Annotated in this window: 19 protein-coding genes; 9 read left to right on the top strand and 10 right to left on the bottom strand. The window is 33.0% G+C overall.

The genetic code is table 4. The features are described 5' to 3' along the window. Nucleotides 1-10: 10 nt before the first annotated feature. From ABWU82_RS03215 to rplK, 4 genes are all read right to left on the bottom strand, one after another. Nucleotides 11-1,147: a hypothetical protein gene (locus ABWU82_RS03215; protein WP_353290064.1), complete on the bottom strand. Its 1,137-nt coding sequence runs from the start codon at nt 1,145-1,147 to the stop codon at nt 11-13. Nucleotides 1,148-1,164: 17 nt separating this feature from the next. Next, complete coding sequence (locus tag ABWU82_RS03220; protein ID WP_353290065.1) at nt 1,165-5,592, bottom strand: ABC transporter permease; 4,428 nt, start codon at nt 5,590-5,592, stop codon at nt 1,165-1,167. Nucleotides 5,593-5,728: 136 nt separating this feature from the next. Continuing rightward, the gene (gene rplA / locus ABWU82_RS03225) at nt 5,729-6,418 is read right to left on the bottom strand and encodes a 50S ribosomal protein L1 (protein WP_353290066.1); all 690 of its coding nucleotides are present in this window, start codon (nt 6,416-6,418) and stop codon (nt 5,729-5,731) included. Continuing rightward, nucleotides 6,418-6,882: a 50S ribosomal protein L11 gene (gene rplK, locus ABWU82_RS03230; protein ID WP_353290067.1), complete on the bottom strand. Its 465-nt coding sequence runs from the start codon at nt 6,880-6,882 to the stop codon at nt 6,418-6,420. Before rplK ends, rplA begins: the two co-directional genes overlap by 1 nt. 244 nt (nt 6,883-7,126) lie before the next feature. On the opposite strand from rplK, the gene ABWU82_RS03235 reads away from it, so the two are divergent. Beyond that, nucleotides 7,127-8,266: a 3'-5' exonuclease gene (locus ABWU82_RS03235; RefSeq protein ID WP_353290068.1), complete on the top strand. Its 1,140-nt coding sequence runs from the start codon at nt 7,127-7,129 to the stop codon at nt 8,264-8,266. Beyond that, entirely contained in the window at nt 8,248-9,219 is a 972-nt protein-coding gene (locus ABWU82_RS03240; protein WP_353290069.1) for an RluA family pseudouridine synthase, read from the top strand. Before ABWU82_RS03235 ends, ABWU82_RS03240 begins: the two co-directional genes overlap by 19 nt. Here the strand turns inward: ABWU82_RS03240 and whiA are convergent. From whiA to pth, 6 genes are all read right to left on the bottom strand, one after another. Continuing rightward, nucleotides 9,216-10,205, bottom strand: coding sequence for a DNA-binding protein WhiA (gene whiA / locus ABWU82_RS03245; RefSeq protein ID WP_353290070.1), 990 nt, complete (start codon nt 10,203-10,205; stop codon nt 9,216-9,218). The genes ABWU82_RS03240 and whiA overlap by 4 nt on opposite strands. Continuing rightward, nucleotides 10,196-11,134: an NAD(P)/FAD-dependent oxidoreductase gene (locus ABWU82_RS03250; RefSeq protein WP_353290071.1), complete on the bottom strand. Its 939-nt coding sequence runs from the start codon at nt 11,132-11,134 to the stop codon at nt 10,196-10,198. Before ABWU82_RS03250 ends, whiA begins: the two co-directional genes overlap by 10 nt. A gap of 460 nt (nt 11,135-11,594) precedes the next feature. Next, nucleotides 11,595-12,788, bottom strand: a complete 1,194-nt coding sequence (gene lgt, locus ABWU82_RS03255) for a prolipoprotein diacylglyceryl transferase (RefSeq protein WP_353290072.1) — start codon at nt 12,786-12,788, stop codon at nt 11,595-11,597. 6 nt (nt 12,789-12,794) lie between these two features. Then, nucleotides 12,795-13,739, bottom strand: coding sequence for an HPr(Ser) kinase/phosphatase (hprK, locus tag ABWU82_RS03260; RefSeq protein ID WP_353290073.1), 945 nt, complete (start codon nt 13,737-13,739; stop codon nt 12,795-12,797). After that, nucleotides 13,723-14,646, bottom strand: a complete 924-nt coding sequence (gene tilS, locus ABWU82_RS03265; protein ID WP_353290074.1) for a tRNA lysidine(34) synthetase TilS — start codon at nt 14,644-14,646, stop codon at nt 13,723-13,725. Before tilS ends, hprK begins: the two co-directional genes overlap by 17 nt. Nucleotides 14,647-14,656: 10 nt before the next feature. After that, nucleotides 14,657-15,235 carry an aminoacyl-tRNA hydrolase gene (gene pth / locus ABWU82_RS03270; protein WP_353290075.1) on the bottom strand — a complete coding sequence of 193 codons (579 nt, stop codon included), beginning with the start codon at nt 15,233-15,235 and terminating at the stop codon, nt 14,657-14,659. 165 nt (nt 15,236-15,400) lie between these two features. Here pth and dnaN point away from each other — a divergent pair, with 165 nt between their 5' ends. From dnaN to ABWU82_RS03305, 7 genes are all read left to right on the top strand, one after another. Further along, complete coding sequence (gene dnaN / locus ABWU82_RS03275) at nt 15,401-16,555, top strand: DNA polymerase III subunit beta (protein ID WP_353290076.1); 1,155 nt, start codon at nt 15,401-15,403, stop codon at nt 16,553-16,555. Between the two features lie 159 nt (nt 16,556-16,714). Further along, nucleotides 16,715-16,939, top strand: coding sequence for an RNA-binding S4 domain-containing protein (locus ABWU82_RS03280; protein WP_353290077.1), 225 nt, complete (start codon nt 16,715-16,717; stop codon nt 16,937-16,939). 4 nt (nt 16,940-16,943) lie between these two features. Then, nucleotides 16,944-18,911 carry a DNA topoisomerase (ATP-hydrolyzing) subunit B gene (gene gyrB, locus ABWU82_RS03285; protein ID WP_353290078.1) on the top strand — a complete coding sequence of 656 codons (1,968 nt, stop codon included), beginning with the start codon at nt 16,944-16,946 and terminating at the stop codon, nt 18,909-18,911. A 17-nt stretch (nt 18,912-18,928) separates the two neighbouring features. Then, a complete protein-coding gene (gyrA, locus tag ABWU82_RS03290) occupies nt 18,929-21,499 on the top strand; it encodes a DNA topoisomerase (ATP-hydrolyzing) subunit A (RefSeq protein WP_353290079.1) in 2,571 nt (856 codons plus the stop codon). 16 nt (nt 21,500-21,515) lie between these two features. Then, a complete protein-coding gene (locus tag ABWU82_RS03295; protein ID WP_353290080.1) occupies nt 21,516-22,007 on the top strand; it encodes a hypothetical protein in 492 nt (163 codons plus the stop codon). 183 nt (nt 22,008-22,190) lie between these two features. Further along, the gene (locus ABWU82_RS03300; RefSeq protein ID WP_353290081.1) at nt 22,191-22,406 is read left to right on the top strand and encodes a heavy-metal-associated domain-containing protein; all 216 of its coding nucleotides are present in this window, start codon (nt 22,191-22,193) and stop codon (nt 22,404-22,406) included. 49 nt (nt 22,407-22,455) lie between these two features. Beyond that, nucleotides 22,456-24,711: a heavy metal translocating P-type ATPase gene (locus ABWU82_RS03305; RefSeq protein WP_353290082.1), complete on the top strand. Its 2,256-nt coding sequence runs from the start codon at nt 22,456-22,458 to the stop codon at nt 24,709-24,711. The last annotated feature ends 148 nt before the right edge of the window (nt 24,712-24,859 follow it).

The raw sequence follows: 24,859 nt of genomic DNA on the forward strand, positions 1-24,859 counted from the left end.
GTGTTTTAAATTATTTATTAAATTCAACATTAAATACATAGTTATAAATAGCCGATTGGCTATCGTCAGGATTGCTTGTAAAAGTAATTCTGACCCCATTTTGAATAACATTGATGTTAGATCAATAGTTGTAAATTGTGTTTGTCTTACTATCAAGACAATTTCTCAATGGTTGTACATCATCTTGTTCAGCTACATAGGCTTTTAGTTTGTTGTAAACTGCTACCGGATTCATAGCTTTTAATTGAATTGGTGAGATTGCACCAAACACTTTATCAGTTTCTGCTTTCGTTAATGTGAAATCAGTTTTTAAAGTTTTGTTTAAATATGGCGACTCTTTAATTTTGACAATGATGTCACAATATTTATTTCAAACATTACCCACTTGTTGTTCAATGCTACTCTTGTATTGTTCGTTAGGTGAGTAAGTAATAGTGATGATATCCGAACCTTTCGGCGGTAAAGTTACATTTACCACTTTATATAAAAAGGCTGGGATATATGGCACTGTGTTCGGTTTATTATTAACTGTTTGAGGGGTTGCCAAGTTAATTGCGGTAGTTCATTCTACGTTACTAATATCTTGGGGTAATGAATTCATAATCGTAGGCATATTTACTTGATCTAAGTTAATTTCTAAAGCTTTTTTCTTATTTACAGTCACTGGAGTGCCTAATTCAGGAGGGTTGATTAAATTCCCAGATAAATTAGCCACTGGAACTTGAGGGATCGTTAATTTTAATTGTTCCATGCTGTCTTTATTAGAGTTAGTTAAAGTTACAACCATGTTTACAAAAATCGCAGTGTTTGCCATGAATTCAGATTCTAAATTAGTAATTCTAGTGTGATCATTAATTTGGAAACCAGTTTTTAACACGGCTGGGATTTTATAAGCTTTAATGGTATTAATGATTAAAGCAGGGTCACTCTCTTTAATCGCTTGCCATTCTGCAAAGGTTTGCTGTCCGAAAACTATTAACGGTTCTTTTAGACTCACATTATAAACTTTTGCGTTCTGAGCAATTACGTTTTGTGCATAATGTTTAAAAGGTGAACTACAAGAAGTTAAAGTCAAAGGAGCTGCCACCACAGTGACAGCTGCCAAGAATCCTAATGGAATAACATACTTTCAAAACTTCTTTTTCAAGATAATTCTCCTTTGACTTATCTCACTGAAATTTCTTGAGATAAATTAATTTTCTTCAATTGGTTTCAAACATAAATGAATAAACCAACAAAGATTGAAGCAACTGCTCCGAATGCAGCAAAGTAAATTCATACTGGCGCTACTGGAGCAATGATGATGTTAAAGGCTGAGAAGGCAATTGCAGTCACGGCCGCTAACATACCGTATGTAAATGGAATTGCTAATGCAGTTCCTAAGAATAAAACAATTAGATATACGAATAAGAATGAGAAGGTGTTCTTTAAGTCTGAGTAACCTAGAACTTTCATCAATGAAATCAATCTCTTAGCTTCCACAACAATCATTGAAGCTAATAAAGCAATAATAATGATTAATGTTGGGATTAAACAAGCTGTAATAACTTTTTCAATATTCGCTAAAGTATTATCAATTGTTGGACCGATCGTGTTGCTAATTAATGGTGTATCAACACTTTGTAATTGCGTTACGATTGGTGAAGTATTACCAAATACTTTAACAATGTGTCTAACGGCATTACCAATTAAGTCTGGTGACATTGCTTTATATAGCGCGTTAGATTCAGCATTATCTACGTAGAATGGATTTTGTTTATTTGCAGGGATTGGTACCAGTTTGTTGCCATCTTGACGATCAACCATTTCGTTAATTGAAGTGATTGTGTTCATTTCTTTTAAGTTGTTTCAAACTAAGTAAGCTTGTTCCCCACCGTTTACTTGGCCAGGTTTAGTACCAATATTTGTGTTTCAAGCACCTTTTGCAGTGCTCATACCACTAGGAGCATAAACCCCACCGAAGTTCATTGCAAATTCAGGGATTTCTTGTTTTGTAAAGATACCATTAAACGGTACATAACCTCTACCTGGGTGTTTTGGACCTCTTCATTGAACTGGTGTTGCATCAGTACTGAAGTTTTGGTATCCTAACACTTTGTTTGCAATACTTTGAGATGTGTAGAATTGTTCTTCTGATTTAGAATCAGTAATTCCAACTACTTTGAAAGTAGTTTCTGCACCAGCGTAAGCTGGTTCGCCGATATTTTCTAAATTGAATCTATCGTATGTGTTGTTTGGTAAGATTTGAATTTCGCTACCAACGTATAATTTATACTTTCTTTCCACAACTTCGTTCACGATTAAAGGATAAACTGGTTTACCATTTTCTTCTGGTAAAGTTGAGTTTAATAAGTATTTCAAGTCTTGGTTCTTACTGTTGTATAAAGTTAAGAAGTCAGAGTCTGGCTTAATACCGTTAATTGTGGCCGCAAATGGTTGAATCTTCACACCATTCTTTTTATCCACTGTGGCTTTAATGTAAGTATAAGTTTCATCATTTGGTTCTAACGGAACCGCACCTTGAACCATTAAGTAACTGTAGTTTCTGATTGGTTGATCAGCCTTACCTCTTAATGGGTTATTTGGATTGACATATTTGTATCAGTATTGGAATAATGGGTTATTCACGTTAGTTAACATTTCAACAAATAAACGAGTAGCCTTAGGAGTCGCTTGGTATGAAGGTGCTTCTAAGATTGCGTGTTTTTGGTTGATAATTCATTCTTCTTTTTCTGTTAACGGGTTCTTTTGTCTGATGAAGATTCATTCAGATTGGTTTGGTGCATTGTTGAAGTCTGCAGTAATTGGTGAACCGTTTAAAGTGAATGGTTGTGAGTTAACACCTGGTAAATATGTTGAGTAGTAGATTTTTTGTCCGTTGAATGGACTATTAACTCCCGGAATCTTTTCACTGTGACCACCACTTAACGCAAGGTCGTTTTGTTGTTGTAGTCAGTAGTAGAAGTCATAGTTTTGTTGTACTTGATTTTGTAAGTAAGTATCAGCTAACGAAATGACTGATTGTGGAGCAATTTGTTGAGCTACGTTTCAAGGGTTAATCATCGCACCAGCAACATCTAAAGTAACATCTAAGTCTAACTTAGTAAATACTTTATTGTTGAAGAATTGAATGTTATGGTCTAATTCAGTAGCTACTTTATTTGATGGCAAGAATAAACTTGTAAAGTATTTATTCTTTGCGTATGGGTAAGCCAAGGCATTAGCATAAGCTTGACCACTATAGTTGAAGGTGTTACCTGGTGCGTTTGGCGCATCATAGTTACCATCAGTTGAACTGAAGGTTGTATAGTTGTTGTACATACCTTCTTGAGCAATACCTAATTGTGTGAATGGCATTGCAGAGTAGTATCCATCATTAATTGTTGGTGAATACAAGTTAAATGCAAATGTATATTGTCTGTTTCTGTTTGTGTAACTTAGAGAGTTTTGGAATTCATATAAACTACCAACGGTAATTGTTGATAACGAAATGAACGCAAAGACAATTCCGGTTAAAACAATAAATCTCGTGATGTTACCCATCATGAATGTTCATCTAAATGAACTTAAAGCACTTAACTTAGAAGTTAATTTCTTAGTGTAAATAATTAACGCGTTCATTCTAAATTCAGATGATGAGTTTAGAATTTCTTGCGTATTCTTTCTTAAAGTTCAGAAAATTACTAAAAGAATTAATACATAAAGAATGACAAAGACAATTAATGGAATGATAAAGAATAATCACCATTGCATGTCTAAGTGTGGAATGGATACGGTTCAGTAGTTTAAGTAAACACTGTTCATTGGTTTCATTAAGAAGTAACCAATTAAGTATCCTAATGCCCCACAGAAAATAGCAGGCACTAAAGCGAACGGGAAGAATGAAGTTGCTAATTCAGCTTTAGAAATACCGTTAGCTAACCCTACCCCGAAGGTTACTTTACTTTGCTTAATAATAGAACGTAGTAAAGTTGAAATGAAGAATAGTGATAATAAAGCAATGATTAAAGCAATTACTAATGTAATGATTAAAATGATATTTTTTAAGTTATCTAAGAAGTTGGCTCTTAAATAAATTACGTAGTTTGGTTGCTTTGGATCGTTAATTAAGAAAGCAGTATTTTCACCATAGTTCTTAATTGTAAATTGTTGAACAGCTTCAAACAATTTATGTCTAGTTTCGAATAAACCATATTTACCGTTGAAATCAGGAGGATATCTCACTGAGTAATACAATTCTGGTTTATTTGATGTCCCAAAAGTTGCTCTAGCAAAACCAGCGTTATTAACAAACAAGACTCCACTATCAGTACTGTTAACCAATAATTGGTTAGCATTTAGTACCGGATACATAATGTTTGGTGCCATACCAGCCCCAATCAAGACGTAATTTAGTGAGTTGACTTTAATTTTGTATTTATCTGGTAATTCAGATAATCATGTTAAGAAGTCAGGATAAACTTGTTCAGTTTTTGTAACAGGATTATAAACCGTGTGTGCTGTCGTTGGGTTAGTTGAAGAGTCCACATTTAAATAAGTTTTAAATGGTAACTTCAAAGCTTGTTCTAAAGTTTCTTTAGGAATGAAATCTTTAGTCCCAGCGTTTGCTCTCATAAAGTTTGAAGAAGCAATTGCGAAGTATGATGTAGGATCGTATACATCGGCTGTAAATGGCAATTGAGCGTTATCACCTAGTAGCGGAATGTTTTCCTTTAAGTCTAAAGTAAAACCATAACCGTTATAAGTGAAGCCGTTAATCCCCATTAAGCTTCTTCACTTGTATCAATATGAGTTTGTATTAAATTTATTTGTTGGGTTTCCTGCAGCATCCACTTGTCATAAATTGTAGTTTTCATTAAAGACAGTTTCATTCTTTGGCACTTCGGCTAAAGGTGCGATTGTCTTAATGAATTTTTCAGTAGATGCAGTATCTAGATTTCAAACCGCATTTAAAATTGCTTTGGCAAAGTTTCATGGTTGTTGTTCCATGTAGACTTTGTAATTAAAAATGTTTTTTTGATATCCGGATACGTTCGGATTACTAATTTGAATTGATTCAAAGTATTTGAACCCACTCATCATCACTGGCATATTCGCATTCGTATATACCATAGTTGGTATTTCACTACTACCATTTTGTAAAACCAAGTTATTAACTACTGTTGGGTTAATTGAAGAAGGCTGTTCATTGTTTGAAAGAATGAATGACTTTCTCGTTAACATGTCAGATAAGTTAACAGTTTTAGAAATAGAGTACTGTAATCCTAATTTAGATAACTCGTTTTGTAACTGAATATCAGCTGGAGAAGTTCCAGGTAGATAAGTTTTACTACTGTTATCTTTAGAGTTAGCTTCGTTAATACTTTTAGTAACCACATTAGCTGGAATTGACACTGTAAAGTCTGCTAGATTACCTTTGTTCAAGATATTACTTCTAGAGGCTTGTAAAGAGTCATTAGATAAAACAATTGTGACCAAAACAGTTACAGCAATAAGCAGTAACAACATTAACTGCACCAATAAAACTCTTGATTTTCACAAGATTCTAAAGGCATTTAATATTAAAAGTTTAAGTTGGTTAAATTTTTCCATTTTGATTACTATATTTATAAATAAATATATTTATTATAACAAAGAAAATTTTAGAGAAGAAAAGCGGTCTAGAAATCGCTCGGAGAGAGCGCTTTTTAAACCGCATTTACTATTGATTGTTGTTGAAAAGTTCTAATTAGTTGTTGCTAATGATAACTTTTACACCAGCACCCATTGTTGGAGATACACTAATGTTTTGGATGTATGCACCTTTAACAGTTGATGGTCTTCTTGATTTGATTAATTGTAATAAAGCTTCAATGTTTTCAACGATTAAGTTAGCTGGAGTTGAAACTTTACCTACACACATGTGGATGTTTCCGTATGTGTCAGTTCTGTATTCTGTACGACCTTTTTTGAATTCTGAGATTGTTTTGATCATATCAGTTGTTACAGTACCAGTTTTAGGGTTAGGCATTAAACCACGAGGACCTAATACTTTACCGTATCTTGCTAATTGAGGCATCATTTTTGGAGTTGTAATGATTAAGTCGATTTGACCGATCATTTTTTCAACGTCTTGAATAATGTCTGATCCACCGAAGATGTCAGCGCCAGCTTCTTTAGCTTGTTCAGCTGTAATGCTGTCGTCGATTGCTAAGATTCTAACTTTTTTACCGTTACCGTTTGGTAATGAAATAGAACCACGTAATTGTTGTTCAACTTTAGTTGTATCTAAGTTTAATTTGATAGCAACGTCGATTGAACCGTCGAATGAAGAGATTGATGCTTTTTGAGCTATTTCTACAGCTTCTGCTAAGTCGTAGTGTTTGTTCTTGTCAACTAATTGACTAGATGTTGTCATTTTTTTAGTTAATTTAGCCATTAGTTGTTACCTCTGTTTTGACGTGATAATGGGTTTACGCCTTCGATTTCGATACCCATTTGTTTTGCAGTACCAGCGATCATTCTTAAAACAGCTTCTTCATCGTAAGCGTTTGTATCTGGTAATTTGTATCTAGCAATTTCTAATGCTTGTTCACGAGAAATTTTAGCTACTTTTTGTTTAGTTTGGTCTTTAGCGCCAGATTTAATCTTAGCTGCTTCTTTTAATAAAATTGTTACAGGAGTTGTTTTTGTAACGTATGTAAAACTCTTGTCTTTGAATGCAGTAATGATAGTTGGAATAACTTTTCCCATTCTATCTTTAGTTGCGTCGTTGAATTGTTTTGTAAATTCAGCCATGTTGATACCAACAGATGCTAATGCTGGACCTGGCTTAGCTTGGCCACCGATAAGGTTTAGCTTTGCAATTCTAGTAATTTCTTTTGTTTTTGCTTTAGGAGCCACATGCAATACCTTGCTTTCTTTGAAATGTATTCACTACGTGGTAAGTTCTTATATCTGTTTTATTGAACGCGAGAGTAACTTCTCTACCACATGCTAATAAAGTTTTTAGAGTATAAGTTTACTATACACGTGCTAAATTATAACAAATTATCAAATTGATTCTTAAAATAAATACATTACGAGTCTTTTTTAAAACACTTTATAATCAATAAATAGCACTTTGTTTGACTAAAAGAGAGGCATTATGAGAAGCGAACAGTTAGATAAATTACAAGGTCAAGATTTAACCTTTTTAGACATTGAAGCCACTGATTTACCTGATGATAAAAGAATCATCCAGTTAAGTGGTTACAGAATTAGTGCAGACAGAGAAACTATTTCAACTTTTAATGTCAGATTTAATCCTCAACAACCCTTAACTAACGAAATTATTAACCTACTCAAACTAGACGATGACGAATTAAGCCACATGCCTTTATTCAAAGACAAAGTCGATGACTTAATGCCCTTTTTAGAGGGAGCTGTTTTAATTAGTTTCGGTTCTTTTGACAAAATTCAATTGCAAAAAGAATTCGAACGTCTAAACAGAGAATTACCTAACGAATGGTTTGATTTACAACACTTTTTAAAAGAGTATTCTGGCACTGAAATTTCTTTAAAAAACTTATACACTTTAACCGTACAAAATCCTGATAGTACCTGTCAGCACGACGCTTTGTACGATGCATTGATGTTAAGAGACGTATATTACAAAGTTTTAGAATTACCAGAAGAAGAGGTGTCTAAGTACTGCAAAATCACTAATTTATTACCCCGTGATTTATACCCAAAACATAAGATTTTTACCTCTAAAGAATTGAACAACCCTTGCAAAAATCACCCTAACGAACAGTTTAATCCAGTGATTATCAAGAAACTAGAATTGGGCTACTTTGACTTAAAAAACCGAATTACTAAAGAGGTTGTGCGTACTTCTTATATTAAAAATATGGAATACGAAATTTGAAACCCAAGACAGTCAGAAACTAATGTGTATAAATTCACACAAAGTTTTGATTTATCTGAAAGTACTTATGAAGATTTCTACCAACCTAGAGCCGAACGTTTTTTAAATAAATTAGTAACTAATTGTCAAAACAGAGCATTCTTTTTTGATAATGTAAGCAGAAAAAATATTAGCCACTTATTAGAGAATATTTACGATGCTTGCGGTGTTTATTACCACCTAACTTACATCACATTAAACTATGTGATTAAGTTGAAAAAAAGAACTGATGACGAAAGCTTAAGTTGCATTGATTTTTACAACAAGTATTTGATGCAAGAAGACTCACGTATCCAAGCAAAATTTACAGGATTTAGAACATGAAAAAAATTACCATAAATACTAACGATGCTAATCAAAGATTAGACAACTTTTTACTGAAAAGCTTTCCGAAATTAACGAAAGCCGTTTTGTATAAAGCTATTAGAAATAAACGTGTAAAAGTGAATAATAAAAGAATCACTGACATCGCTTACAAAGTGGTGGCCAAAGACGTTTTAGAGCTTTACATTAACGATGAATTCTTAGAAAAAGTGGTTAATACTGACTTCAATAATTCTAAGGATGAATTAGACATTGTTTATGAAGATGCCAACGTCATCGTAGTGAATAAACCTTTAGGTTTAGTGGTTCACGAAGATAACGATAAACAAAACGCCGATACACTAATTAACAGAATTAAGAAATACTTAATGAATAAGGGCGAATGAAACCCTAACCACGAAAATTCCTTTGCGCCCGCTTTAGGTCACCGCTTAGACAGAAACACTTCTGGTTTGATTGTTTCAGCAAAAAATTTCGAAGCCTTACAATCTTTACAAAATTGCTTTAAAAACCAAGAAGTTTCTAAGAATTATTTAGGACTCGTACACGGCGTTTTAGAAGAAGGTGGATCGCAAACTCTAAAACTTTATATCAAAGATGATGAAACTGGGATTGTAAAAGTTTCCGATTCTAAATTACCAGAATATAAAGAATCAATCACTAAGTTTAAAACTGTAGGTATCGTTAAAAATAAGTATAGTTTAGTGGATATTAACTTAATTACTGGTCGTAAACACCAAATTAGAGCCTCTTTCCAATGATTAGGATTCCCACTTGTAGGTGAAAAAAAATACATTAGTAAATCAAGCGATAGAGACTACCGTTTCAAATACCAATGTTTAGTGTCTTATAAATTAAAATTTAATATTAAAGATAAAAATGACTGTTTAGCTTACTTAAACAGTAAAACTTTCGAATTAAAGAAGTCTAATATTTGATTTATTAAGAAAATCAATAGTTTAAACTAAATCTTGGCATAAATATCTTTAATCTTTTTGACAATATGCGATAAGCTTCCCTTGGTGATTTCTTCACCTTCGGGAAGTCTTTTATTCATTTCTTCACACATTTCCACCATAGAAAGGTTGGGGTTTTGAGCTCTTAGTTTACAATATAACTTTTCACGTTCTTTCAATGTGGAAAAGTGGAAACTTGTAAGAATCACTTTACACATTGTGGATTGTTGTGCACCCGCTTTACTTGATTTGTTCATATTGCACACATCCAAATTAACCAATCTTTGCATATTATTTGTGAAATCATGGCCAATAATAACATCTTCAAAGTGGAACATAGCGTTTTGTGATTTTAAAATTTTTAAAATATCGGAGATTTGAGCAGATTTTTTGAAATAAACAATGTAACGGTTTCTTCTAAATAATGTTTTCGGTTCCAAATTATAAACATTGAAGATCCGGCACAATAAATTTTTGTAAGCTTCTGAGCTGGTACGAATTTCAAAGTGATATTGTCCCTTTTGTGGGTTGTTAATACTACCGCTAGATAAGAAGGCCCCCATTAAAAAGCCTTTCATTTTTTCTGAATCTAACTCTAATTCCAACTCGTGAGAGTTGGTTTTTTGTTGTTCAAAATCATTTAACTCTGTTAATAATTCATTAAAATCTAACAATTCGTTAAATTGGTTAATATCTTTCGGTTCAATTCTTAAGATATAGTCGGTTTTATTATCTTTTAAAGTCTTTTTGTTGCTTTTAAAGAGGGTTATCTTGCAATTATATTTTTCGTTCGTTAAAACACTTTTTAATAACTTGATAACAGATACGTACCGAGTTCTTAATTCATAAATATCTTCAAACAATAAATAGTCGCCAGTATTTCTTAACATGGAAAAAGTGAGATATTCCTTTTCTACTTCGGTAATATCTTCACTTTTACTAATTTCGTTTTTAACTGTTTCGCTAAATGTGATTAAATTTTGTTCATCTAGTTTCATTTATTATGAGTAATGTATTCACATGCAGATAACGCCGCAATTGTACCGTCGTTAATTGCTGTAGAAATTTGTCTAATATTTTTAGAAGTAATATCACCTGCAGCAAAGATTCCTTTGATATTAGTTTTCATTGCTGAATCCACTTTTAAAAACTTTAATTCTGGGTCTAAGAATGATTCTTTGTTTACGCTTGGAGAAATAGGTAAGAAGCCAATAAAAATAAAAGCTCCATCCACATTTAAGTTGGATTCTTCACCAGTAGTTTTATTTTTTAAGGTAATGCTTTCTAGTTTATCTTGACCATTAAATGACAATGTGTCTGAGTCCATAATGACATCAATGTTAGCCTTAGACATCATCAATTCAATTTGCGGTTGGTCAGCTTTGAATTCTTTTTTGTTAGAAATAACTGTAACATGAGAAGCGATATCGCTTAAGTAAATTGATTCTTCTACAGCACTACGGCCGCTACCAATTACCGCTACTGGTTTATCTCTAAATAAAGCTCCATCACAAATTGCACAGTAACTGATACCATGGTCGAATAATCTATCTTCATTGGCAGCACCAATTTTTCTATTTACCATGCCGGTTGCAATGATAACAGCCTTCGCTTGAATTACCTTGCCGTTTGCTAAATAAACATATTTATATTCATCAGTGTTACTATCAATTTCCACTACTTCACTAAAGATAAATTTAGCTTTTAATTTTTGAGCTTGTTCAAAGAATTTTAAAGCTAAATCCGGACCTGAAATTGATTCAAAACCAGGATAGTTTTCTACTACAGCAGTAGTTACCACTTTACCGCCCGGAGCTGCCTTATCCACGAACACTACAGACGCATTCGCTCTTCTTGCATAAATGGCTGCAGTTAATCCTGCGGGACCTGCTCCAACAATTGCAAGATCATATTTTAAAAAATCCATAATCTTCTCCTATATTTTTGTTTTGATATTAAGTATATTTTATATTGAAAATATAAATATTAACCGCCGCAAAAGCGGTTCCTACGTTTCTTTATATATTAAATTAATTAATTAATTTAATTCAGTTATAATTTTTTATAGGTTGTAATAACTTTCTTTTCTCGTTTTTTCCAAAAACAATTAATAAATAACACCGAAAGTTAAAAATCAACCAGAATATTGCGTACAAAGAAAAGCAAAAACGTAAGTTTTTGCTTTTTTTGTTTTTTTATTTTTGAGTTTTAGTTATGAAAACAAAAGCTCGAGCCAGAATTGGGCCTGGCTCGAGCAAGTAATAAAAACAAGAATAACTATTTTTTGTCACTCTAACTTTAGTGTAGAGTGACAAAAAATAGTACCCAAAACAAGGGTACTATTATTATAAAAGAATCTTATGTTTTTTCAAGTTAATAACGCTAAATTATCTACCAGCGAAGTAGTTCATGTCACCTGGTTCTCTCACCATTTTAGGTGGTTGAACATAACCTAAGTTTTCTTTTGTTGGCATGTTATCTTCAATTCATTGGTTAATTTTAGCTTGTGACATTTTTGGATTATTCTTCTTTACGTAAGCCAATCTACGTTTAGCTGATTTTAATTTAAATCAGTAATTGAAGTGAGCTTTAATGTAGAACATTACGTAGTACTTACGTAATCTGAATGACACAAATTGAACGAAGCAGAAGATTATAATACCAACGGATAGCAAGATACCATTTAGGATATAAGTGCCCAAGAATGTGAAGTCTTGGTTTCTTTGTGATTCGGTAATATATCTAATAATTCCGTAGAAAATAAAGTATAGACCGGTCGGTACTCCAGCTCTAGCGCTCTTAATTTCAGCTACCAGGCCGTAAATTAAGACGAAGGCCATAATATTCATGAATGATTCATACAAGAATAACGGTTGATAGAAAGTACCTACTACGGCAATATGTTCTACAACACCAGTTTTAGGGTTAACAGCAGTTAAACCTGAATCGAAAGCTGTATGTCAGTATTCATGGTCTAGCGGAATAGTTGCACCATTTCTTGAGAACATGTGTTCAAAGACACCTGGCATGATTGCTTTTAGTCAAGATAATTCACTAGCAGACACAGGGTGTCCAAATAGTTCTCCATTGAAGAAGTTTCCTCAACGACCAATTGCTTGTCCCAATAGAATAGTGGGAACAATCGCATCCGCATACAATCACATAGACGGTCTTTGGATGTAAACGTGACCGTTTTCTACAACACGTTTGTGGAATTTAGGGAAGTGAAGAATAATAGGGAAATAAATTAACGCCCCAATAATTCCAAAGACAACCCCTCCTTGGATGGCGAGCCCTCCAGTGCCAAATTTAAAGAAATCTGGCCATTGTAAGTCACCAATACAGCCCGATCAGAACCGAGCACCAAATAAAATAACAGGAATAGCTACAAAAATGTAGTAAAAACCAACGTCTACGCTGATTTTGTACCGTTTTCAAATTGACAGCATGTAAACCGCAATCGCTGTTAAGTAACCTAACATTGATAAGATGGCATACCATCTAATATCTAAGCCAGCTACTCTAAAAGCAATTGAAAAGGAATCGTTGCTACCAACTAAATCTGGATATCATTGTCCCAACAATTTTTAATCCTCTTTCTCTTTCAAAGTTTGTAATTGACGAATAAATTCATTAGCAGAATTATAACCTTGTTTTTTTAACTTTCAATCTGTGATGGCAGTTTCCACTAAATCAGAGGTGTTTCTACCTTGTAGAACAGGAATCTTGTAGTATGGGATTTTTACCCCTTCAATGTCCATAAATTTAGCTTCTTGGCCCAATCTTTCAAACATAATATTTTTGTTTTCTGGATTGTTAGCATCAATCAATTCACAGACTACTCTAATTCTCGTTGAGTTAATAATTTTTTCGATTCCAAAGGTTCTTGAGAAAGATAAAATTCCTAGCCCACGAATTTCAATAAAGTCTTTAACACTATCTTCGGCTCTGCCGAAAATTTTTGGCCCAACACGAGTAATCATTACCGCGTCATCGGCGATAAAAATGTGACCCCTTTTAACAAGTTCAACTGTAATTTCTGATTTACCAATTCCGGACGCTCCGATGATTAAAGTGCCGACCCCAAAGACGTTTAGCAAACATCCATGATACATTGAGTGAGGAGCTAATTGTTCTGTCATTCACGTTGAAATTGTAAAGTTTAATTCTTGTAAAGACATTACAGATTTAGCTACAGGAACTTGTGTTTTTTGGGCAAGTTCTGTCACCAATTTATCGTACTTAAAACCCTTTCCCAAGATAATCATTGGGGGTTTCATTTTTAAAATTTTTTCAATTTTTTCCCGCACGATAGATTGAGAAAATTTTCTTAAATATCTCAACTCTTTAACGCCTAAATAAATAATATTTCAGAAGTCGTCGAACACCTTTTCACCAGTTAGTTCAAACCCAGCCCGACCAATGTCGGGAAATTTAATTTCCCTTTTGCACAATTGGTCGCCGTTAGCTAAAACTTCTAGATCAAATTTTTCTACAATTTGTTTTGCATATAGTTTATTGAAGACTGCCATGTGTGTTTTCCTTGTTGTTTTCTTCTAAAACAAGATGACCATTTTTCTTTAATAACCCCAAATTATCGGTTAATCTAAAGACTTTTCCGTTCATTCCTAAGATAAATTCAATAATACCGTGGATCTTGTTATGAGTTGGTCTGTATAAACTGTTTTGCATCAGTCAGTCATAAATCAAATAATATTGCATGCGACTGTCAAAAGTTTTAAACAGTTTTACTTCAAACTCAGAAACTTCTCACATTTTGAAGGTTTCTTGTTTTTGCTTATAAATTTTTCTATTGTTTTTATTATATGAATCTATTTCTTTTAAGAAATCGTGAATTTTTTCTCTATCTCAGAGTTGAATAATTTTTCTAATCCGATTTCTTTCATATAAATCACTATTGTTGGTTGAATCAATTGCGTATTCTAAATTGTAGTCGTCGCAGTATCTTTGTAAGGTTGCTTTTCTGTACATGTTGATAAGTGGACGATAAACGGTGATTCCTTTGTATTCTGATCTTTCTTGAATCCCATAAAACAAGGCTAATGAGCCTTTTTTCTTTTGTGCATAGGCCGTTTCCATAAAATCATCCAAATGATGTGCCACTAATAACTCTTTAGCGTTATATTTTGCACAAATTTCCAAAAAAAAGTTATATCTAATCACTCTTGCCTTAGCTTCAAAGTTATTGTTATCCACATTTTCATACATTTCTTCGGTCACATTTAGCAATTCAAACTTAATTTTATGTTTCTTGCAAAAGTTTTCCACAATATCCACATCATGTTGACAATCAGGGCGTTTATTGTACTTTACAGTACAAACCGCCTTAATATGTCTTCTGTACATGTGGAGAAGTGCCATTGAATCTGGCCCTCCACTGATCGCAGCAATGTATTTTTTCTTATTAAAAATAGACATTTCCACTTTCCTACTTAGTATTTGCTAAATTCATCAACTTTTCAAATTCTACACGTGGGAAACTTAATGCTAATTGTGCAGCTTTGTTGATAACTGGATAAATTAGCTCTGCATCTCTTGGAGAAAGTTTAGAAAGTACGAAATCTTTCTTGTCTTCTGCAGGTTTATCCACGCCTGGGCGACCAATTCCGATCTTAATTCTGCGAACATTTTCACTTTTTAGTAAATTAATGATATTTTTCATCCCATTTTGCCCACCAGATGATCCTTTTGGTTTAATTTTTAGTGATCCAACCTTTGTATCCATGTCATCGTAGATGACTAATAGATTTTCTAAAGGAATATTGTTATATTTCATGAATGGAGCGATAAATTCTCCTGATAAATTCATGTAAGTTAGTGGTTTTGCCACAAAAACGGTACTATTTCCGTCCTTAAAGCTTGTAAAAGCCCCATTAAATTTGTTTTGATCTAGTTCTAAACCTAAATTTTTCAATATGACGTCTATTGTCATGAAGCCCATTTGATGTTTTGTATTGTCGTATTTCTTTTCTGGATTGCCTAATCCAACAATTAAAAATTTATCCATATTTTAATCCACACCTTTTTTTTAAATATCCACACGAAATTCGAGATTATTTGTTTTTTTTAATTATACTTGTATAATTAATACATTAAATATCGTTGTTATTATTAACATTTACGTGTTCTTATAATAATAATAAAAATATAAAACAAAAATAAAGGAAATATTATGAAATTTAAAATAGAAAAAAATGAACTTTTTAAATTATTAAAATTTGGAGATCGTATTACTAGTGAAAACAAAGGAAGTTCTTTCAATCCCATTTTGAGTTTTCTTTATTTAAAAATCCGTAAATCCGGTTCAATTGCGATTTGTTCTAACTATTTAGCTTCAGGGTTATACAACTTAGATAACTCTAAAATCGAGATTGAAGAAGAAGGCGACATTTTAATTAGACCCAAATTGCTTTTGAATATTATTAGTAAGCTAAAAGAAAAAACTATTATTCTTAATAAATTCGAAGAATCAGCTTTAAACATTAAAACTGAATCGTTTAACGCACAAATTAATACTGTTGACGAAAATTCTTTCCCTAACACTAATTTTGATTACAAAAATTTTGAAGAATTCCAAATTTCTTACGCCACAATTCATAAAATTAGTCAAAAAGTTGCTTGAGCAGCTTTAAACTCAGGTGAACAAGCCAAAATTTTAAATGGTGTTCTATTTGATACAGAAACTAAACCTGGATTTTTATCTACAGTAGCAACCGACTCTTATAAATTGTCATATTTATGTGAACCAGTGAACATTTCAAGTATGTTTAAGTTTGTACTAGACACAAATATCATCAAAATCTTAATTGACTTGATGAAGTCGGATAGCGAAGCTGATCACATGACTTTATATTTAGATAAACAAAGTCATTGCAGCAACATTATCATCAAAATTGATAATATGTTATTGCAAAATAAAACAATTGAAGGTGCTTACCCAACCAGTGTATATAACGCCTTTAATATTGCTAAAAACACTGTGGTTAAGGTTGACAGAAATGAATTTATTTCTAGTTTAGAACGTGGTCAATTCTTTGTGTCTAACGAAAAAAACCCGATGGTAACTTTAAATATTCATGAAAACGGCATTGCCGTAGACTTTGTTTCATACGAACTAGGTGCCTCTCAAGAAAACGTAAAGGTAAATCATTTTGAAGGAAGCGGTTTAAAAATTTCTTTAAACACTGTTTTTTTAATCAATTTATTAAAAACGATTGAGGCAGAGGAAGTAGTGTTAGAGTTTGAATCTAACACCAAACCAGTAATCGTTTATGCCGAAACAGATCAACAATTTAAAGAACTAGTTTTACCTTTAAGAACAAATTAAAGCGAATTAACCCCATTTTTAGAAACAAAAGCACAAATTAAGGAGAAATCCCCTTAATTTGTGCTTTCTTTCGTGTTTGTGGTGTTTAAAACGTTTTATTGATGTTTATAATATATTAATATATATATAAATAGTTAGAGATTCAAAAGGTCCATTAAAATGCAAAAAATTTTTATTACAACTAAATACATCACTTTAGGACAAATGTTAAAATTTGCCGGAATTATCACTAATGGTTGCGAGGCTAAAATGTTTTTAGAAAATAGCACCGTTTTAGTGGACGGAGTAGAAGATAATCGTCGGGGTAGAAAACTTTATCCTACAATGACCATTACCATCCAAGGTGTGGGCGACTATGTTATAGAACAAGACAAAGGAGAATAAAACCATGTCTGAAAACAAACAACACGAATATGACAGTAACAGCATTAAAGTTCTTAAGGGGTTAGAACCCGTAAGAACACGTCCTGGTATGTACATTGGTTCAACAGGACCTGATGGTTTACACCACATGATTTGAGAAATTGTAGATAACTCGATTGATGAAGCTATGGCTGGCTACGCTACTGGGGTATCTTTAACAATTAAAAAAGACGGTTCAATTTTAGTGGAAGACGACGGAAGAGGGATTCCGGTAGACATCCACAGTGAGACCGGTAAATCGACTGTAGAAACTGTTTTAACTGTTTTACACGCCGGTGGTAAATTTGATAACGAATCGTATAAAGTTTCTGGTGGGTTACACGGGGTTGGGGCCTCAGTTGTAAACGCCTTAAGTGAATGATTCAAAGTTTGAGTGTCTAAAGAACACCAAGAATACTACATTGAATTCAGAGATGGTGGAATTCCGTTAGAAGATTTAAAAATTATTGGTAAATCAGACAAGAAAAACGGAACTAAAATTCAGTTCTACCCTGATTTTTCAATTATGGAAGAATCACCATGAGATGAAGAAAAAATTACATCTAGATTAAAAGAATTAGCATACCTAAACAAGGGTATTAAAATTCGTTTTGCATCAGAATTAACTAACCGCAAATTAGAATGACACTTTGAAGGTGGTTTAAGAGAATACGCAAGAGATTTAAACTCTAACAAAGAACCATTATTTGAAGAAGTTATTTATGGTGACAAAACTGAAATGGTTTCAGCTGTCGGCGGTTCTGCAAAACACGGTGCAGAAAAAGTAGAATACTTAATCCGTTGTGAATTTGCATTCCAATACAACAAATCATACAACTCTTCATTACACACATTCTGTAACAACATTAATACTTCAGAAGGTGGTACTCACGAAGAAGGTTTTGTACAAGCGTTAGTTAGAATTATCAACAACTACGCTGCTGATAAAAAATTAATCAAAGATCCAAACAAAGAAAAAGTGGCAAAAGATGACATTTTAGAAGGTTTAACTGCCATCATTTCTATTAAACACCCAAACCCTCAATATGAAGGTCAAACAAAGAAAAAATTGGGTAACAGCGAAGTGAGAAAGTATGTTAACGCTGTTGTAACAGAAATGTTTGAAAAATTCTTATTAGAAAACCCAGACATTGCTAAAACAATAGTGTTAAAAACCTTCTCAGCCGCTGAAGCGAGAAAACGTTCTCAAGAAGCAAGAGAAGCAACGAGAAGAAAATCTCCGTTCGAATCTAACTCATTACCAGGAAAATTAGCAGACTGTTCTTCAAGAGACGCTAGTGTTACTGAATTATACCTAGTCGAAGGGGATTCAGCCGGCGGTTCTGCTAAAACTGGTAGAGAAAGAGAATTCCAAGCAATTTTACCGTTAAAAGGTAAGATTTTAAACGTAGAAAAAGCTAACTCTACTAGAGTCTTTAGTAGTGATGAAATCGCTTACATGATTACTGCAATTGGAACTGGTACATTAAACGATTACAATAGCGAAAAATTAAGATACAGCAAGATTATCATTATGACCGATGCCGATGTCGACGGGGCTCACATTAGAATCTTGTTATTAACATTCTTCTTCAGATACATGAAGAACTTAATTGCTGATGGCCATGTGTACATCGCACAACCACCTTTATACAAATTCACAGCTGGTAAATCTGTAAGATATGCTTACTCTGATGAAGAATTAGAACAATTCAAATTAGAAGTACCAAGTGGTAGATTTAACATTCAAAGATATAAAGGTCTTGGGGAAATGAACCCTGAACAATTATGAGAAACAACAATGGACCCAACTAACCGGATTCTTTTAAAAGTAACAATTGATGATGCAATCGCTGCTGACCAAGCGTTCACGTTATTTATGGGTGATGAAGTTGCACCTCGTAAACAATTTATCGAAGAACACGCTGAAAGCGTTAAAAACATCGATGCATAAGGAGGCGAAATAAGAATATGTCTAGTTTAAAGAAAAGTTCAAAAGGTCGTTTGACTAGCGAACAAATTCACGAACAATTAGCGAAATCTAAAGTCGTTAATTTACAAATTACTAAAGAATTAGAAAAATCTTTTATGGACTATGCTATGTCCGTAATCGTATCTAGAGCCTTACCTGATGTTAGAGACGGTTTTAAACCCGTTCACAGACGGATTTTATACGCTGCTTACGGTTTAGGTATGTTCTCTGATAAACCATATAAAAAATCAGCCAGATTAGTCGGTGAAGTTATTGGTAAGTACCACCCACATGGTGACTTATCAGTATATGAAGCTATGGTTAGAATGGCACAAGATTTTAGTATGCGTTATTTACTAATTGATGGTCATGGTAACTTTGGTTCTATTGATGGTGACTCAGCTGCCGCAATGCGTTATACTGAAGCCAGATTATCAAAAATTTCAGACGGTATTTTAGATTCAATTGATAAAGATACAGTTGACTTTGTAGATAACTATGATGGTTCAGAAAAAGAACCTGCTGTATTGCCATCTGCATTCCCTAACTTATTAGCAAACGGTACTAACGGGATTGCTGTAGGGATGGCTACAAGTATGCCAACTCACAACTTACGTGAAATTTGCAGCGCTATTCAAGCAGTAATTGAAAACCCAAACATCACAATTGATGAATTAATGGAAGAACACATTAAGGGTCCTGACTTCCCAACCAGTGCACAAATTATGGGTATCTCAGGTATTAGAGATTACTTTAACACTGGTAAGGGTAGTGTAACAATCCGTTCTAAATTCCATATTGAAGAATTAGCTAACGGAAAAACCAACTTAGTCGTAACTGAAATTCCTTACAATGTAAACAAAACAAGTTTAATCGAAAGAATTGTAGACTTAGTTAAACAAGACGAAATCAAAGACATCACTGACTTAAGAGATGAATCTAACCGTGAAGGTATCAGAATTGTTATCGAATTAAAACGTGATGTAATTCCAGAAATCATCTTCAACAGATTATGTAAATCTACGCAATTACAAGTTAACTTCTCAGTTAATAACTTAGCGCTAGTAAAAGGCAAACCAAGAATCTTAAATTTAAGAGAAATGATTGACCTTTACTTAGAACACCAACACGAAGTAATTGCAAGAAAAGCTCAATTTGAATTGAAAAAAGCTGAAGACAGAGCTCACATTTTACGTGGTTTAATCATCGCTATTAGTGATATTGACGAAACAATTAAAATCATCAAAGAATCTCGTGATGTAGAAGATGCAAGTCAAAAATTAATCGCTAGATTTGGTATTGACGAAATTCAAGCCAAAGCCATTTTAGAAATGCGTCTAAGAGTCTTAAGTGGTTTAGAATACCAAAAATTAAAAGACGAATTAGACAAATTAGTGGCTTTAATTGAAGAATTGAAAGTAATTATTCACTCAGCAGATAAGCGTAACGAAATTATTATTGAAAAATTACAATACTTCTCTGAACACTTCGGTGATGATAGAAGAACTGAAATCTTAGAAGGTGCTTCTGCTAATATTGATGACGAAGACTTAATTCCAGTAGAAGACATCGTGATTACAATGTCTAAAAACGGCTGATTCAAGAGAATGCCAATTGACACTTATAGAGTGCAACACCGTGGCGGTACTGGAATCTTAGCCGCTAAAACTCACGAAGATGACAGTATTCAAAAAATTGTTATCTCAAACACTCACGCTGACATCTTGTTCTTTGCAACAGATGGTAGAGTACACAGAATTAGAGGTTACAAAATCCCTATGGGATCAAGACAATCTAAAGGTGTTCCAGCAAACAACTTCTTAAACATTGAAAAAGATGAAAGAATTTTCAACTTAATCACAATTAACAATCCAGAAGATTACAAAAACAAATACTTATTCTTTGTTACTGTAAAAGGTATTGTTAAGAGAGTTGCTCTTTCTGAATTTGAATCAATTAGAGCTAATGGTAAAATTGCTATTACTCTAAATGATGATGATAAATTGTTTGCAACACATATTACTGATGGTAACGATGAAATCTTTATTTCATCAAACAACGCAAACTTAGTAAGATTCCACGAAGATACTATCAGACCGTTAGGAAGATCTGCAAGAGGGGTTAAGGGTATTAACTTAACTGATGCAGAATACGTAATTGGTACTGGCGTTTCTTCTGAAGGAAACTACGTATTATCTATTGGCGAAAATGGGGTTGGTAAGTTAACTCATAAAGACGAATACAGACTTACTAAACGTGGAGCCAAAGGTATTTCTACATTAAAAATTAATGATAAAACTGGCCAATTAGCTAGCGTAAAATTAGTCGAATTAGACGACCAAATTTTATTAATTGCTAATACCGGCAACATCATTAGACTAAAAGCTTCAAGTATTTCAATTATCGGCAGAACTACTTCTGGTGTTAAATTAATGGATTTAGACACTGAAGAAAAAGTTCAATTTGCCGCAACATTTAAGTCATCCGATGAAGAAGAAGTAGATGACAGTGAATCTAACACAGCTACTTCAAATTCTGAACCTTCACACGGATTAGAAGAAGAAAATTAAAGCGTAACATCCTCTTATGGCCCTTCTTAAAAAAGATGTTCAAAATACTTGTCTCGGCTTAATCAACGAATGGTTGGATAAATCCAAAACTAAGGGTTTAGTGCTTTATAGAAACTGAATTGATGGCGATAATGCCACAATTCATTACGAAGGTCAACCTCTTAACGTAAAATGCGAATTGTGTCTGTTTGTAAATATTGACGATAAGGTTTACCACATTTTTATTAACTTTAAAGTGAACCAATTTAAATATGAACTAAACGCGAGAAAAAAAGCTTTATTAGTAGAAAAGAAAAATGGTTTGATGAATTATGACGTAGATGCGAAACACGCCTTTAGAGTCGTACAAAAAGATAAACAAGCAATCTTTTTGTTTGTGGCTAACGAAATTGCTGCAGACCAAGTTAACAGCTGAAAATCACGGGTATTGTGTTGTTACCCAGACACTTTAATCCCTACACTTAAAAAAGTGATTTCAGATATGAAAGCTAATTCAAAAAATCATTAACAAAATAAAAAATTACGTACAGTCGTTGAATTAAAATTCAACGACTGTTTTTTCTTTCAAATAATAAAAAACAAAACACACTTATCCACATAAATAATTTAAAAATAATAAAAACTGTAAATCACAACATTTATTTTGTAAAGGTGCTACAATAATAAGGAAATCTATAAGGAGATTATTTATATGAAAACAGTTGTATTTTCAGTTGACGAATTAGAATGCACTTCATGTGCTAACACAGTGTTAAAAGAACTTTCTAAAAGAGGTTTTAACAACGCTAACGTTGATATCGTTGAAAAAACAGTTACAGTTGGCTTCGATGAAACTACTTCATCAGTAGCCGACATTGAAAAAGCTTTAAAAGCTGCAGGCTTCGGCTTCGAAGTTTTAGAAGACTAATTTAAATTAACAATTTTTATAAATAATTAAAAAAATAATAGGAAATTAGATGACTAGGCAACATAAAAAAACTAGCTATTGATCTAATTTCAAAAACTTTAAAACATTAACTAAAAAGGAAAGATCATCGTTTATCAACTTAAACATTTTGATCTTTTCTTTGCTGATTGTGATTCCATTATTAATTGCGCACATTGTGTTAATGTTCGCAAAAACGCATAACGGTCACGCGATTGGTGACCCAATTTGATTCCAATGATTTATGATGTGTTTAATTTCAGTAGTAATTTGAACTTGTGGTTTAAGTTACTATAAAAGAGGAATTAAAGAAATCTTCAAGTGACACCGTCCAGGTATGGCTACTTTAGTGATGGTTTCTTCACTAATTGCTTACTTGTACAGTTTCTATCCTTTAATTTTAAATACAGTTAATTTCGCTTGAAACCAAAACCATCCAGGTGCAAACCTAGACATTCATACCATTTCATTCTTTGCGTCAGCCGGAATGATTGTAACTATCATTAAATTCGGTGACACAATCACTGAAAACATGAAAATGAGAACTAACGACGACTTGGAAGCTATTTCTAGCTTACAAGTAGAAGAAGCTTTAAGATATGATGAAGTTTCTAAAAAAACTTTTGAAGTAAGTACAAAAGAAATTAAAGTCGGAGATCTTTTAATGGTGAAAAAAGGTGGCAGATTCCCAGTAGACGGTATTATTGTGAGTGGTAGTACTGAAGCTGATGAATCAATGCTAACCGGCGAATCAAAACCAATCGAAAAAAGAGAAAACGACGGTGTTATTGGTTCAACTAACAACTTAACTAACACCGTAATTATTAAAGCTACAGTGGTAGGTAGAAATACCGTATTAAATACCATTGTAAATAATGTGAAAAAAATTGCGGGTCAAAAACCGCGTTACCAAAAAATTGCCGATACAGTCGCTTTATGATTGGTACCGTTTGTTATTGCTCTTGCGATCTTAGCGTTTATTTTATGAGCCATTCCTGGCGTAATGGATAACGTCCACCATTCATTTACTGAATGATTAAATAATAGTTCTTTACCAGGTGCTGGTCACGAAATGACTAAAGCTGAACAATTACATTCAGCAAAACACTGATCACTTGCTGTCTTCTATGGCGTGAGTGTACTTTGTGTAGCTTGTCCTTGTGCTTTAGGTTTAGCTGTGCCATTAGCAACCTTAGTGGGAGCATCTAAAGCCGCTAGAAACGGAATTATTATTAACAGAGCTGAAGCTTACGAAAAAGTGAAAAAAATTGATGCTATTGCATTTGATAAAACTGGTACTTTAACTGAAGGTAAATTCACAGTATCAAACATTTTAGGTGATCTTGAAAACTTATCAATGATGCAATCATTAGAAAAGTTATCAATTCACCCCTTAGCCAAAGCTTTTAATGACCATATTGACGAAAAATATCCAGATATGCTTTTACCAGAATTAACTAACGTAACAGAAATTCCTGGCGTTGGTTTAGAGGTAAAAACAGAAGAAAGCGGAACAGAAACACTTTACCAAATGACTTCCTTAAAATTTGTTTTAAGTGAAGGATATGAAATGGAACCAGAAATCCAAGAATACATTGATAACTTTAATAAACAAAAAGAAATTAATGTTATGCAAAGTATTACTTGCTTCTCAATCAACAAAAAAGTAGTTAATCTTATTGTTTTTGAAGACCAAATTAGACCAGAGGCCTTTGATGTTATTAAAATCTTAAAACATAGAAACATCGATGTTTATATGATTAGTGGTGACAACGAAATCGCTGTAAAATACGTGGCAGACCAATTAGGTATTGAACACTATTATTACGATGTAAAACCATCAGAAAAACAAGGTATTATCGAATCTATCCAACAAAAGGGTAAAAGTGTAGCCTATGTTGGTGATGGAATCAACGATTTAGAAGCTCTAAAACAATCTGATTTATCAATTGCGATTAACAAAGAAAACAGTATCGCTAATGCGGTCTCTGACGTGTTAATCTTGAATAAAGAAGTTATGAGTATTCTAAAAACGGTAACGTTAACCAAAATCACTAGAAAGATGATTCTATTTAACTTAATTTGAACTTTTGTTTACAACTTAATCACTTTACCATTAACGATTGTAGGTTTTATTCCTGCTTTCATTGCTGTCTTTATTATGGCGGCGAGTGATATTTCAGTGTTATCTAACACTTTATTCTTCAAATTAAGAAAATACAGATTCATTTCTAAAAAAGAAATGAAAGAATTAGAGTTACACACTAACATCGACCCATATCTATAAAAAAAATAACCCTCGGAGTTCTACAGAGGGAAATAAAAATGGGACACTCCTTAAAAAGAAAGGAGTGTCTTTTTATATGTCTAGACACCTAAAATGAAGTGAATGACTTTATTATTTTCAATTATTTGAAACTAATACTAAAAAATTT

This window comes from Ureaplasma ceti (genome assembly GCF_040369755.1).
In the GTDB taxonomy this organism is placed as follows: Bacteria; Bacillota_I; Bacilli_A; order Mycoplasmatales; family Mycoplasmoidaceae; genus Ureaplasma; species Ureaplasma ceti.